At 60.9% G+C, this 13,931-nt stretch carries 13 protein-coding genes; 8 read left to right on the top strand and 5 right to left on the bottom strand.

The features are described from left to right. Positions 1-138: 138 nt before the first annotated feature. Positions 139-603 (bottom strand): hypothetical protein, encoded by a 465-nt coding sequence (locus AB5Z02_RS17645; protein WP_139478521.1) that lies wholly within the window; start codon positions 601-603, stop codon positions 139-141. Between the two features lie 195 nt (positions 604-798). Here AB5Z02_RS17645 and dcuC point away from each other — a divergent pair, with 195 nt between their 5' ends. From dcuC to AB5Z02_RS17620, 5 genes are all read left to right on the top strand, one after another. Then, positions 799-2,151, top strand: a complete 1,353-nt coding sequence (dcuC, locus tag AB5Z02_RS17640; protein ID WP_160880479.1) for an anaerobic C4-dicarboxylate transporter DcuC — start codon at positions 799-801, stop codon at positions 2,149-2,151. 91 nt (positions 2,152-2,242) lie between these two features. Then, entirely contained in the window at positions 2,243-3,889 is a 1,647-nt protein-coding gene (locus tag AB5Z02_RS17635) for a bifunctional UDP-sugar hydrolase/5'-nucleotidase (protein WP_368216561.1), read from the top strand. 186 nt (positions 3,890-4,075) lie between these two features. After that, on the top strand, positions 4,076-5,719 hold the full coding sequence (locus AB5Z02_RS17630) for a hypothetical protein (protein ID WP_179903811.1): 1,644 nt from the start codon (positions 4,076-4,078) through the stop codon (positions 5,717-5,719). 144 nt (positions 5,720-5,863) lie between these two features. Then, positions 5,864-6,367, top strand: a complete 504-nt coding sequence (locus AB5Z02_RS17625; protein WP_005333421.1) for a M48 family metallopeptidase — start codon at positions 5,864-5,866, stop codon at positions 6,365-6,367. A gap of 26 nt (positions 6,368-6,393) precedes the next feature. Continuing rightward, entirely contained in the window at positions 6,394-7,257 is an 864-nt protein-coding gene (locus AB5Z02_RS17620) for a DUF2927 domain-containing protein (RefSeq protein WP_279459044.1), read from the top strand. 177 nt (positions 7,258-7,434) lie between these two features. On the opposite strand, the gene AB5Z02_RS17615 is transcribed toward AB5Z02_RS17620, so the two are convergent. Together AB5Z02_RS17615 and AB5Z02_RS17610 are read right to left on the bottom strand one after the other, a co-directional pair. Next, positions 7,435-7,686, bottom strand: a complete 252-nt coding sequence (locus AB5Z02_RS17615) for a DinI family protein (protein WP_005352362.1) — start codon at positions 7,684-7,686, stop codon at positions 7,435-7,437. A 74-nt stretch (positions 7,687-7,760) separates the two neighbouring features. Further along, on the bottom strand, positions 7,761-10,187 hold the full coding sequence (locus tag AB5Z02_RS17610; protein WP_368216560.1) for a DNA polymerase II: 2,427 nt from the start codon (positions 10,185-10,187) through the stop codon (positions 7,761-7,763). A gap of 166 nt (positions 10,188-10,353) precedes the next feature. Here AB5Z02_RS17610 and AB5Z02_RS17605 point away from each other — a divergent pair, with 166 nt between their 5' ends. Beyond that, positions 10,354-10,848: a prolyl-tRNA synthetase associated domain-containing protein gene (locus AB5Z02_RS17605; RefSeq protein WP_043826304.1), complete on the top strand. Its 495-nt coding sequence runs from the start codon at positions 10,354-10,356 to the stop codon at positions 10,846-10,848. Between the two features lie 109 nt (positions 10,849-10,957). Here AB5Z02_RS17605 and AB5Z02_RS17600 read toward each other — a convergent pair whose 3' ends face one another. Then, complete coding sequence (locus AB5Z02_RS17600; RefSeq protein ID WP_257493047.1) at positions 10,958-11,086, bottom strand: hypothetical protein; 129 nt, start codon at positions 11,084-11,086, stop codon at positions 10,958-10,960. 25 nt (positions 11,087-11,111) lie between these two features. Here AB5Z02_RS17600 and AB5Z02_RS17595 point away from each other — a divergent pair, with 25 nt between their 5' ends. Then, positions 11,112-12,350 (top strand): GGDEF domain-containing protein, encoded by a 1,239-nt coding sequence (locus AB5Z02_RS17595; protein WP_368216559.1) that lies wholly within the window; start codon positions 11,112-11,114, stop codon positions 12,348-12,350. Continuing rightward, positions 12,347-12,871, top strand: a complete 525-nt coding sequence (locus AB5Z02_RS17590; protein ID WP_368216558.1) for a GNAT family N-acetyltransferase — start codon at positions 12,347-12,349, stop codon at positions 12,869-12,871. Before AB5Z02_RS17595 ends, AB5Z02_RS17590 begins: the two co-directional genes overlap by 4 nt. A gap of 60 nt (positions 12,872-12,931) precedes the next feature. Here AB5Z02_RS17590 and AB5Z02_RS17585 read toward each other — a convergent pair whose 3' ends face one another. Continuing rightward, on the bottom strand, positions 12,932-13,792 hold the full coding sequence (locus tag AB5Z02_RS17585) for a PA4780 family RIO1-like protein kinase (RefSeq protein ID WP_103251195.1): 861 nt from the start codon (positions 13,790-13,792) through the stop codon (positions 12,932-12,934). Between the last annotated feature and the right edge of the window lie 139 nt (positions 13,793-13,931).

The raw sequence follows: 13,931 nt of genomic DNA, 5'->3' as shown, positions 1-13,931 counted from the left end.
TGAACCCCACCGCCATACAGATGACGGGTATAGCCTATGTGTGACGACGAGGCGGCGCAATACAATGATGCGCCCAGAAATCAGAGCACGCTCACAGGTTGCGTGAGCAGAGTATGGCACAAGGGCAAAACTGTATTTTTATTGAGCATGACGGCTGATGCGCTGCCAGTCGAGGTGATAGTTTTTCACATTGATGTCATGACCATCTATCTGAATAAAATGATCATTTTTAAGACGGTTGGCAAAAAAGTCCTGATCTGCCCCCTCATTGAGCCACAGCTCGCAAAGTCCCCGTTTTCCCTCTTTGGCATAGAATCTCGGAGTGACCAGCAGCGCGACCCCATCTACCCGGATGGCATGACGGGCCAGGCAGTTTGCTTCCGTGGTTTTGGATGCCAGCGCGGCAAAACGGGGTTTGTTACCCTCGGCAACCACCAGTACGCCGTAAGAGTGAGGAGCCATGAGACGCCGCATGGCGACCGCCTGATGAGGACCGGTTTGATGAAAACCGTCATTGGTTACTGCAAACACGCAAGTAGGTGAAAATAGCATCGCAAGCAGGAAAAGAGAGCGTTTAATGCCTGAAAAATCACCAACAACCATATAAAAGCCTCAAAAGACAACCAAGGCTGGCAAGGGTAGGTAGCCAAACCCGCTGGGTAAAGTACCTTTACCTTTCTTTAATTCTGTTCATGGGGTTAAACGTTGATTTAGCTCACACAACATCCTGTTTCCAGTCGCCACTCTACCCCTATCGGAATAGACTCCCTCCACTCTCATCCAATCAGAAGGCAACATATGCTGGAACTCATCGTTGGCACCCTGGTCACCCTGGTGGTGGGCCGTGCCATTTTCAAAGGATACTCCGCGACCGGGGTGCTGCTGAGCGGCGGCTTGCTGCTGCTGGTCATCACCGCCATGATGGGCAAGCCGGTACTGCCGAGCAAGGTGGTCAGCACCGGCTATATCGCAACCGATATCTTCGAATACGTCCGCTTCCTGCTCAATGACCGTGGCGGTGGACTGGGGATGCTGATCATGGTGCTGTGCGGCTTCGCCGGCTACATGAGCCACATCGGCGCCAACACCATTCTGGTCAAGCTGGCCAGCAAACCGCTCGGCATCATCAAGTCCCCCTATATCCTGCTAGTGGCTGCCTATCTGGTGGCCTGCGCCATGTCGCTGGCGGTCAGCTCCGCTACCGGCCTCGGCGTGCTGTTGATGGCCACCCTGTTTCCGCTGATGGTCAACATGGGGATCTCCCGTGGCGCGGCTGCAGCCGTGTGCGCCTCGCCAGCCGCCATCATTCTGGCACCGACCTCAGGGGACGTGGTGATGGCCGCTCAGGCCGCCAACATGCCGCTGCTGGATTTTGCCTTCAAGCTGACCCTGCCCATCTCGCTGGTGGCGATCGCCTGCATGGCGGTGACCCACTTCTTCTGGCAGCGCTACCTTGACCAAAAATCAGGTGAGCACAACGAGCCGGTCGCCCCGGGTGATCTGGTGACGACTGCGCCTGCCTTTTACGCCATCCTTCCCTTTACCCCCATCATCGGGGTGCTGGTGTTTGACGGCAAATGGGGCCCGCAACTGGATATCGTCACCATCATCGTCATGTGCATGGTGTTGGCCAGCCTTCTGGAGCTGGTGCGGATCCGCAATGGCAAGGATCTGCTGGACGGTCTCCAGGTCTGCTGGCGCAACATGGCTGACGCCTTTGCCGGTGTGGTCATGCTGCTGGTTGGTGCCGGTGTCTTCGCCCAGGGTCTGATGACCATCGGCTTTATCGACACCCTGCTGGCTCACGCGCAGGATCTCGGTTCGGGCGGCCTGATCATGATGCTGTCACTGGTGGTGATCACCACCCTGGCCGCCTTCACCACCGGCTCGGGCAATGCCCCCTTCTACGCCTTCGTAGAGCTGATCCCCAATCTGGCCAGCAGCCTTGGCATCAACCCGGCCTATCTGGTGATTCCCATGCTGCAAGCCTCCAACCTGGGTCGCACCATTTCTCCGGTCTCCGGGGTGGTGGTCGCCTGTGCCGGGATGGGCAAGCTCTCGCCGTTCGAGGTGGTCAAGCGCACCAGTATGCCGGTCGCCGTCGGCCTGCTGGTAGTGATCGTCGCCACCCAGATCATGGTACCCGCCTGATCGCTGACCAGCCCGGCACCCTGCCGGGCTGGTATCCTCCCCCCCCTTTGCAGTAGACTCGGTGCTCATTTTCCCCCTAAGGAGGACCGAGATGAGTATTACGGTTCAACTTGCCCATTTCAGTGATTGCCACTCCCACTTCGATGGCGCGCCCATGAGCTTCTCCCCTGTCGGTGAAGGCCAGTGGCGCACCCAGTGCGGCGGTTATGCCCGGATCCTGACCCGACTGACCCAACTGCGTGCCCACGCCGCAGCAGCTGGCCAGCGTTTTCTGTTTCTGCACGGTGGCGACTCCTTTCAGGGCTCTCTCTATTTCAACCGCTTCAAAGGGCGCGCCAACGCCGACCTGCTCGCCATGCTCGCCCCCGATGCCATGGTGCTCGGCAACCACGAGTTCGATCTGGGCAACGGCCCGCTGGTGGAGTTCTTGCGCCAGCTCGATTTTCCGGTGCTGGCCGCCAATCTGGACAACAGTCAGGAGCCTGCCGACACGCCGCTTGGGTTGTGGGATATTCCCCACCTCTACGACGCCCATCAGCCCTGGCATCGTCAGGTGATCGACGGGGTTCCCTTTGCGCTGCTCGGCATCACCCTCGCCCAGATGGCTGCCATCGCCAACCCGGATCCCCACACCCGTTTCCACGCGGTCGCCGACACCCTCACCCGGGTGCTGCAGGAGATCAAGCGCGAAGGGATCCAGCATATCGTGCTGCTGAGCCACCTCGGGCTGGATCAGGACAAGCTGCTGGCCGAGCGCTTCCCCGAGCTCAGTCTCATCATTGGCGGCCATACCCACAGCCTGCTCGGCGATCTCGCGCCGCTGGGTCTGCCAAGTGAAGGCAGCTATCCGCTGATGAACAACGGGGTGGCTATTTTGCATGCTGGCCACAGCGCCCTCTGCCTCGGTGTCTGCGAGCTCACCTTCGATGAGGCAGGCCGCGTCGTGCAAAGTGAGGGGCAGCTGGAGTGGCTCCCCTGGCAGCCCTGGCCATTTGCCTCCACGCCACCTGTCGGGCTCACCTTCTGCGAGCCGGATCCACAGCTTGAACAACATCTGGCCAAACGCTATCGGCCTGAGATAGAGACAATGAGCCAGCGCATCGTCACCCGACTGGCGGCGCCACTTCCCCATCAGCGGCTGCCAGATGCCACCCTGTCCCACGGCAGCCAGCTCGCCCCGCTGGTGGCCAGCGCCATGCTGACCGCCGCCCGTGAACAGGTAGGCGAGGTGGACTTTGCCCTGCACAACGCCGGCGGCGTGCGCTGCTCGCTGGAGCCGGGCCCCCTGAGCGAAGCGGATATCGCCGGTCGCCTGCTGCCGTTTGCTATTCCCCTCACCCTCTATCGGGTGCACGGTCACGAGTTGGCGGAGGCGCTGGAGAATGCCATCGACAACGCCACCAACAACGGCGTGGTCGGCAATGGCAACGGCAGCTTCCCCTACACCGCAGGGGTGCGATTCACCTATCAGGCCGATCGGCCCAAGGGTCAGCGCATCACCCGACTGGAGTGGGAAGCCGCCCCCGGCCAGTGGCAAGCGGTCAATGCCGAACAGGTCTATCGCGGAGTGTCGAGCGCCTATACCGCCTCCGGCAAGGAGGGCTACACCGCACTGGCGCGGACCCTGACCCAGCACAATCAGGAGCTCGGCATCACCCTGGCCGACGCCTTTATCCGCTGGGCCCGTCACCTTCCGACACTGGAAGCGCAGCCGCCCCTGGTTGAGTACTTCAGTTGATATCGGAGGGATGCTTTGCCACATCCCCCTGACGGCCAATATTGCCGCAGCCAGCGCCCGGTTCCCTGCAAGAACCGGGCTTTTTCGAGAATATTTGCCCCACACGGGCCTGCCCCATTGCATCGCACTCACTAGCTCGGCAAGATAGGCCCGCTTTCAAGACCAGCTGCAGGAACAGGCGACTTCATGAATCACTCCATCCGTTTCACTCCCCCTCGCGTCAACCCGGGTATCAAGCCAGCCATTGTGCTGCTGACCGCCTTGCTGGCGCTGCTCTTCTGTCTGCGCAACCCGCTCTTCCACGCCATGGCGCCAGGCTTTGATGCCTCGCTGTTCGCGGTGATGGGCAAGATGTGGAGCGAAGGTGGCGTGCTCTATCGCGACATGATCGACATCAAGGGGCCGATGATCTTCGCCCTCGATGCGCTGGGCTATCGAATGGGGGGTTTTGTCGGGATCTGGGCGCTGGAGTGGGTGCTCTGCTGGCTCGGACTGCTGGCCAGCTGGCAAGCCTTTGCCCAGCTTGGACTCTCGTTCAAGGCGCGTCTCGGCGCCATGCTGGCGGTGCTGGCTCTCTACGGCACCCGTTACTACTACGGCAACATGACTGAGGACTGGACCTTCCACCTCGCCCTCATCGCCCAGTGGGCCTTCATCACCCTGCTGCTGGACAAGGGATTTCGCTGGTGGCCCGCGCTGGTGGCGGCTCTCACCTTCGCCATCGTCGCCTGGATGCGCACCAACAACGGCGCCTTCTGGGGTGCCTGGTATCTGGTGCTGTTCTGCCACTGGTGTCTGCACGAAAAGTGGCGTGACGCCATCTTGCTGCTCATCTCCAGCCTGCTGGGGTTGGCGCTGATTGGCGGCCCGCTTTACGCCTACTTCCAGCAACATGATCTGCTGGCGGCCTTCAAATACTACGCCTTCGACATCTTCTTCGAGGGGAGCTACGGCAACGGCTTCTCCCCCATGGTGGGCGCCGTCGGCCTGCTGCGCACCGGCCTTGTGATGCTGCTGCCCGCCTTCATCATTCTGATGTTGAGCCGCCGTCAGGAGTGGTATCTGCCCGCCCTGCTGGCGACCCTGTTTGGGGTGCTGTTTACCCTGATCGCCAACTCGGTCTCCGGCCATGTGTTCGATCACTATGACGTGCTCTATCTGCAACTGGCGGTGCTGCCGCTGGCGGTATTGCTGGATCGCAGCGAACAGCAGGCAGATGCCATCGGGCTGCTCTGCATCTCGCTGGTGGTGCTCACCGCCAGCTGGCTGCTGGCCCAGCAGCTCGCCTTTGGCTGGAGCACCAAGGAGTGGTCCCTCGAGCGGGTCAACGAGGTGCTCGGTACCAGCCTGCTGTGGGCACTGCCGGTGCTGATCCTCATCCCCCTCTGGCGCGCCTGGGATGTGCGCAGTGCCACCCCCTGGCTGGCAACGCTGGCCATGCTGCTGCTGATGATCAACAACGCCTGGGAAGGAACCCTCAAGGGTCGCCCCTTCAATCCGGCAGCGCAGGTGCGGGTCGATCGCATCAAGGCCGAGACAGTCCCGAGCGACAAGATCTGGGTCGATGGCATCCAGCCGCAATATTATCTCTGGACCGATCGCCAGCCAGCATCCGCCTACCTCTTCTTTGCCAACGTCAATCCGCCCTATGACGTGCGCGAGCGGGTGCTGGCCGATATCCAGCGCCAGACTCCGAAGTTCATCATCGCCAAGCCGGATCGGGTGAGCGAGGAGCTGGTAAAACCCAGCTCCCCTTCCCATCTCGCCTTCTATCAATACCTGACCAGCCACTATGAAGAGGTGGATCCGGGCCTCTATCGCCGACGCTGATCGTCAATACGCCCCGCAGGGCGGCCATTGTTGCAATGGCCGCCCTTTTTCTTGCGCCAAAGCCCCTTGCAGCGACGGCCCGCAGTAGGCAAGCCCGCCCGAGATAACTACAATGACGCTCTTTTTGATGTAACGAGTGACACCATGGCGGAACTGACTTATCTGGGCGGCTATCCAGACCCCCTCAAGGCACAGGTACAGCAGCTGATTGCGGCGGGCAAGCTGGGGGAGATGCTGGCCAAACGCTATCCGGAGAGCCACCAGATCCAGAGCGACAAGGCGCTGCTCGCCTACACCATGGAGCTGAAGAACCGCTACCTCAAGAGCTCGGCACCCCTGTCAAAGGTGGTGTTCGATGGCAAGATCAACGTGATCAAGGATGCCCTCGGCCTGCACACCTACGTCAGCCGGGTGCAGGGCAGCAAGCTCAAGGCCAAGAACGAGATCCGCATCGCCGCCCTGTTCAAGGAGGCGCCGCCCCCGTTCCTGAAAATGATCGTGGTGCACGAGCTGGCCCATATCAAAGAGAAGGATCACAACAAGAGTTTCTACCAGCTCTGCCAGCACATGGAGCCCGACTATCATCAACTGGAGTTTGATCTCAGACTCTGGCTCACCTGGCGTGATATCGACAAGGCCAACCGCTAGGCTGACAACCGTTTCAGGGAGGAAACATGTCATTTGCCGCAACCCCCTTTGGTGCCACCCGCTTTATTGCCACTTTGGTAATGACCAGCTTGGGCCGCGCTGCCCGTCCCCGCAGCTCGTCACACGGGCTGCTGGCCCTGCTGCTTCTGCTCGCGGGCCACAGCGCCCGGGCCGATGAGCGCTGGCAGAGCGACAGCTATCTCACCGAGAGCTTTATGGCCATCGCCATGGAGCGGGAGTATGGCGAAGCCAGGCAGACCCGTTTTGCCCGCTGGCAGCAGCCGATCCGGCTGCAACTTATCAACGAGTCGGGTGACAAGCCGCTGCAGGCCGACGTGGTGAAGGTACAGGCGGCCCATCTGGCCCGCATCACCGGCCACTCCATCAGCATGGTGGCCGCAAAGCCCAACCTCACCCTGATCATGACCGACTACAGCAAGATGAAGAGCTGGGCCAACCGCACCATGGGGGGCGATCCATCGGTCAAGATGGCGCTCAAGGAGGGGCTCTGCCTTGCCAACTTCGCAACCAATGCGAAACACGAGATCAGCCGTGCCACCATCATCATTCCGGTAGACTACAGCCGGGCCAAGGGGCGCTTTCTCGACTGCGTGGTGGAGGAGTTCACCCAGGTGATGGGGCTGCCCAACGACTCGGACAAGGTGTTTCCCTCCATCTTCAATGACAACAGCATCGACAGCTTTTTGACCGGGCTGGACTATGTGCTGCTCAAGATGGCCTATCACCCGGCCCTCAAAGCCGGAATGAGCAGTGACGAGATCCGCACCGCACTGCCCATTGCACTGGCCGACCTGCGCGCCAAAGGGGAGATCCGCGAAGCCAATCGCCGGGTGCAGCAGCAGAGCCTGAAAAGCTGGGCGGGGTTGTAATGGGCCTGGCTCAACCCAAAGCTAGAAAAACCACCGCGAGCCTCTCACCACCCACAAAAAACGCAGCCATCTGGCTGCGTTTTTTGTTGTCCGGGGATCGGCGGATCATTCGCGGGCATGCCCGTTTATCAGCTACCCATTTATCCAACGCCCGTGTTATCCACTGACCGTGTGGGATCAGGAGGCGACGTTCTCTTCCGGCATCCAGCTATCGGCGTTCTCCCACACCTCCTGCACCATGGCTTCGGCCAGCTCTTTGTCTTCCTTGCTGGCACGGCTGACGGTCAGAGCCATGGCACTGCCCGGCGCGACACGCACATGGATGTCGGGGAATTTTTCGCCAAGCTGCTTGAGCAGCTCCTGACGCAGCGCCTCCATGGTCGAGGTCGGGATCTGATGTTTTCTGTCGATGATGATTTCAAGACGCATAGGAAACTTCTCCATGATTTATAGCTGTATTTTTATACAGTATTCATGGGAAGTAAAGTGCCAACTTGCACCAATCAGAAAAGATCCAGCTGCTGACCACAGATCCGGTCGAACGACTCGCCGATAAAGGGCAGGATGGCGTCGGCAATGGGTCGTAACTGCTTGTCGATATAGTGTTCGTAATCGATGGCACTGCGCCTGTATTCCAGCGGCTCGGGGCCATTGAGGGTCATCAGATAGGCGATGGCGCCCCGATGCTGATAGCGCTGGGGCAGACCGCGGCGCAGGTTCTCCTCATCGGCCAGCCGCGCCGCTCGCACATGAGGCGGCACATTCTTCTGATACTCCTCGAGCTTCTGGCGCAGCCGTTTGCGGTAGATAAGCAGATCGTCGTGACGACCGGCGCGGGTCTCATCGACCATGGTGCGCACATAGCCGCTGGGATCTTCATCGTGAAACACCAGTTCATAGAGGCGGGTCTGAAACTGCTTGGCCAGCATGGTCCAGTCGGTGCGCACCGATTCGAGCCCCTTGAATACCAGCTGTTCACTCCCCTCACTGGCCTTGCCAACCAGCCCCGCATAGCGCTTCTTGCTCCCCTTCTCCAAGCCGCGGATGGTGGGCATCAGAAAGCGGCGATAGTGGGTCTCGTACTGGATCTCGAGATAACTCGGCAGGTCGAACTCGCGCCTGATCAGTGCAGCCCAGTTATCGTTGATCATTTGCGCCAGTCGCTGGCCGATCTCGTCCGCCTCATCGGGGCTGGTCTCGCGCCCCAGATGGACAAAGGTGGAGTCAGTGTCACCATAGATCACCTCGAACCCCTTCGCCTCAATCCACTCGCGGGTCTGCTGCATGATGCTGTGGCCACGCAGGGTAATGGACGAGGCTAGGCGCGGATCATAGAAACGGCAGCCCCCCGACCCCAGAACGCCGTAGAAGGAGTTCATGATGATCTTGATGGCCTGGGAGAGTGCCTTGTTGCTGGCGGCCTTGGCCCGATCCCGCGCCGCCCACAAGGTAGCGATGAGCTCCGGCAAGAAGTGCCGCTCGCGGGAGAACATGGCGCCGCGAAAGCCCGGAATAGCGTGGTCGGGGTGTTGCAACCCCTCGATAAGTCCCATGGGATCGATGCAGAAGGTGCGGATGATGCTGGGATAGAGGCTCTTGAAATCGAGCACCAGCACGTGACGATAGAGACCGGGTTTGGAGTCCATCACATAGCCGCCGGGGCTCGCCAGCCCACCGTCGGCTGGCAAATTGGGGGCCACGTAGCCGCCACGATGCAACCGCGGCAGATAGAGGTTGGTAAAGGCCGCCACCGAGCCCCCTACCCTGTCCAGCTCAAGACCGGTGAGGGAGGCGCGTTCGATGGCAAAAGGGATAAGGTGGCAGTAGTCGAAGATCTCCCACACCAGCTTGCAATCTTCCAGGTTGTAGCGGGCCAGTGCCTCCTTGTCGGAGTGGAACAGCTCGGTGATCTTCTCCCCCCGATTGGCCACATCCTCGATATCCTTGCCACGGCCAAGCAGTTCGCTCGCCACCGCATCCAGGCTGTAGCTGGCAAACTGCCAGGTGGCGCTTTTGAGGGTGTCGATGCCATCGAGCACCATGCGCCCGGGGATAATGACGTTGCCGGTTTGGGGATCGCCCCGTGACGAGCGCCAGAAACAGAGCTCACGACCCCGCCCGAGCCGCAGCCGCCGCTTGTTAAGTTCGGCGCGGCGCAGCAGCAGGCGAAAATCAAAATTAACCACGTTCCAGCCGATGACCAGATCAGGGTCATGCAGGCTGAACCAGCTCTCCAGCGCACTCAGCAGGGCGCTCTCGTCCTCTACCCACTGGATCTGGGTGCCCCAGCTCTCGGCATCCGCCTCCGGGGTGCCGATCATGATGACCCGCGCATCCTGCTCGCTGTAAAGACCGACCGAGAAGAGGGCCCCGTCCATGGCGCACTCCACATCCAGCGACACCCAGGAGAGGGTCGGTGTCACCGCCTGCGGCGCGCAGCGTGCCTCGTTCACCTCCCAGTAGCCCTGCTTGCCCCCCTTTTTTACCGCCCGGCCATCGAAGCGCACACCAGCGGTGATGAAACGCTCCATCAGGAAGCGCTCCGGCAGCCGGATATCCGCCTCGAAGTGCTCCAGTCCGCGAATAAGCAACAGCTCGATGGCGCGGTGAAAGGCGCTCAGGGTGGCGAAATAGCAGCCCACCACGGGGCGACCGTCGAAGGTGTGCATTGGCAGGCGGCGAAACCGCCCGCTCACCCCGGCCCCTTTAAACAGCTCGGCGGCTTCTGCCATATGGCTCTGCGGCAGGAAGAACACCGGCTCCTGCCCCGGCACCACCACCCGTACCGGCCCCTGCGCGCTCCAGAGCCACATCACGATTTCGGTGGTTGCAGGCAGCCCGTTGCGACCGCGCACGTCCCGACCATGGCGGGTCAGGATAAAACCGTCGAGGGGCGGAGTGGCGGGTACGGTGGGCAGGGTTGCAGTCATGAAGCGTAAAGGGGCTGTCCGAGAATGGGACTATTGTACGTTCATACAGTGCCTGCTCGCAATCATCACGCTGGCTGCGAGGCGGGAGTCAAACTGGTAAGCTCGATCCGGTCGTTATTCCCGCTCATCCCGTTCTGACCACTCTTCGCCGACGAAAGGAGTATCTGTGGCAATCTATTCCCTGCTGGATCAGCTGGCTATCCCATACCAGCGCTTTGACCATCCCCCGGTGTTTACCTGTGAGGAGGCGAGCAAGTTGCTGCCCGACCTGCCCGCCGCCAAGACCAAGAACCTCTTTTTGCGCGATCCGAAAAGCGAGCGGCTGTTTCTGGTGGTGAGTCCGGAGGAGCACCGGGTCGACCTCAAGGCGCTGGCTGCCATGCTCGGCGTCAAGCGGCTGAGCTTTGGCTCACCTGAGCGACTCGATGCGGTGCTCGGCCTTACCCCGGGATCGGTGACCCTGCTCGCCATGGTGCGCGACAGGGAAAAAGCGGTAGAGCTGGTGGTGGACGAGGCCATCTGGCAGGCCGAACAGGTGCAGTGCCATCCGCTGGTCAACACCGCAACTCTGATCATCCGCCTCGACGACGTGCGCCGTCTACTGACCCATCTGGACAGGGAGGCCATCGTAATGCGCTTGCCTGCTGCAACCTGCGATTAGCACAACGTCTGGCGGTTGGGTTCACCCTGCCGCCAACACAACCACCTTTCACGCAGCGAAATTGACTGACAAGACAATAAAATGGCTCCTTGTGCGCTGATAAATCGAGTCAGCAGTCGCCATCGAGCAAGAAGTCGGAGGTGAGCACATTCGGCCATTTAACCAATTGATAATAGGTTGGATTCATGTTGTGATCGGCCACTGCCAGCAGGCGATACCCCATCGCCTGTTCGTTCACAGGTGACTTCCCAGAGAGCCCCTTGATGCCAAGTCTGTTTTCCTCGGCCCAGTTGTTGAGTCTGGTGCTGTTCGTCACGCTGTCACATGTGGGGGTCGCCACCATTTTCGCCGCCATGTGGCACACCCATCGCCAGATCAGGGCATTGATCTACTGGTCAGCGGGGGAACTGGTTATCGCGGGGGCTTTTTGCTGCCTGCTGCTGCGCCCCCTCGAGGGAAATGCATCCCTTGCCAATATTCTCTGCACCAACCTGCTGTTGATGTCGACCACCCTGCTCTATGAACGGGGGATGCGCCACTTCTTTCGCCGTGAAGCCGATCAACTGGGCTGGCTGCTGCCCGCCGTTACCCTCGGTGGTTTCGTCCTGTTTGCCCTGACCGCCCTGCAGCAACCCCTCTTTGATGTGCACAGTCGGATAATCGTGCTCTCCGGCGTGCTCTCGCTGCAGATTGCGCTGCTTATCTGGCAGCTCTGGCGCTACCAGCGGCTGGCCCCTGTCTATCGGGTGCTGCGCTTTGCCATTCTGCTGCTCGGCCTGCAACTGCTGTTGCAACTGCTGCGGATTGCCAAACACCTCTGGCAGCCGGAGCAGGCGGCCAACTCCTTCACCGACCCGCTGCTCGGACCTGTGATCCTGCTCAGCCTGCTCTTTACCATCGCCCGCAGTTATCTGCTGCTGAGCCTGGTCCACACCCGCCAGCAGCAAGCCTTGCTGGCCACCCAGCGCAAGCTGGAGCGGCGCGCCAATCAGGATGAGCTGACCGGCCTGTTCAGCCGCCACTATTTCGAACGCCAGGTCGCCCTGCGTGCCCGCGAGGTGACGAGCCCCGGCCAGCTGCTGCTGATCGATCTGGACAACTTCAAGCAGATCAACGACCGCCACGGCCACCCCGCCGGTGATGCCATGCTGCGGGCCGTGGGTCGGGTGATCGCCAATACCCTGCCTTCTGAGGGCATGGCCGGTCGGCTTGGCGGCGATGAGCTGGCCCTGCTGCTGATGGCGGACCCGCAGACCCTGCCCGACTACTGTCACAGCCTGCAGCAACAGATCGCCGAGGCGACCCGGGCGCTGGCCGGTGGCCCCATCAGCCTCAGCATCGGCCTCACCTCGCTGCACCCTGACGAGGGGTTTGAAGCGGCCTACCTGCGCGCGGATCAGGCCCTTTACGCCGCCAAACAGGCTGGGAGGCAACGGGCCTGCGTACAGGAACTCCACCACAACGAGCCGCAACCGCTGCCGCCCTGCGCGCTCCTGTCATGAGCGAAGTGCTCACTCTGCAGTGCCGACCGGCCAGACTGGCAGATGCCCCGGCTTACCGGCGCTATGTCACCGAATGCGCCGAGGACGGACAGCCGCTCTATCAGGTGGCACAATTTGACCCGGACGGCTGGCTACAGAGCCTGCTGGATCACGCCAAAGGGCACAACTTGCCCAGGGGATACCTGCCGACCACCACCTATTTTGCCCTCGATGGCGAGGAGATCATCGCCACCCTGCGCCTTCGTCACGGTGACAATAAGGCAACCCGCCAGTGGCTGGGTCATATCGGTTACGAAACCCGCCCCTCTCGCCGTGGCGAAGGGGCCGCGACTGTGCTGCTGCGCTGGGTGCAACAACAGGTACTGGCGGCGCCGGTGCTGATCTGCTGTGACCAAGACAATCTGGCTTCCCGCAAGGTCATTACAGCAGCCGGTGGCATGTTGCTGGGACGGCGCTTCCATCCGGGGGATCGCAACTGGCTGGAGATGTATCAGCTAGCCCCCCGCCCCAGCCGACCATAGCCGCAGCAGTAATAAAAAGAGCGCCCCGAAGGCGCTCTTTTTGCGAACGTGGCAAGACCGTTAGTAGCTGTCTTCCTGCTCCGCCTTCATCCGGGCCTGACGGGCATAGGCCTCCTCCTCGGCGCTCTCGATCTCCTGCAGCACCGAATCGAGATCGATGGCGGCGCGGCTCTCTTCAAAGTGACCGGTCAGCTCGCTCTCGGGGGTGAGTGTGCCATCTTCAAACAGCGCCCACATCTCTTGGGCATAACGGGTCTTGAGCAGCTCGGGGGCATACATGCCGTAGTAGTTGCGCATGTTGTTGACGTCCCGCTCCAGCATCGCCTTGGCCTGGTTGTTGGCGGCGGCATCCACCACCTGGGGCAGGTCGATAATGACCGGGCCCTGTTCATCCACCAGCACATTGAACTCGGAGAGATCGCCGTGGATAAGACCGGCGCAGAGCATCCGCACCACATAGCGGATCACCTTGTGGTGATCAATAACCGCCTGCTCGGGGGTGAGTGCCACATCGTTGAGGCGCGGCGCGACATTGCCATCCTCATCGGTGATAAGTTCCATCAAGAGGACACCATCGAGGCAGACATAGGGCTGCGGCACCCGCACACCGGCCGCCGCCAGCTTGAACAGGGCGTCGACCTCGGTGTTCTGCCACACCTCTTCATGCTGCTTGCGGCCGTACTTGGAGCCCTTCTCCATAGCGCGAGCGCTGCGGCTGTTACGCACCTTGCGCCCCTCCTGATAAACCACGGCCTGCTTGAAGCTGCGCTTGGACGCCTCTTTATAAACTTTGGCGCAGCGGATCTCGTCGCCGCAGCGCACCACATAGACGTCGGCCTCTTTGCCGCTCATCAACCGGCTGACGACCTCATCGACCAGGCCGTCATCAACCAAAGGTTGGATTCGATTTGGAATTTTCATGGCCGCCCTTTTACCCTATTTCCGCTCTCGAAGATAGCTCCGAACACGCTCACCTGCCTCTCCCTTTCATAAGACACCCTGTTATCCCCTGTTTGCGCTGTTTTTGTCCACCCGTTCGCCTTAAAAACCACCTGCAGCA

The sequence above is a fragment of the Aeromonas sp. R2-3 genome (assembly GCF_040908375.1).
GTDB lineage: Bacteria > Pseudomonadota > Gammaproteobacteria > Enterobacterales > Aeromonadaceae > Aeromonas > Aeromonas veronii.
Note: the sequence above shows the minus strand (reverse complement) of the source record. Positions and strands in the feature narration are given on the sequence as shown.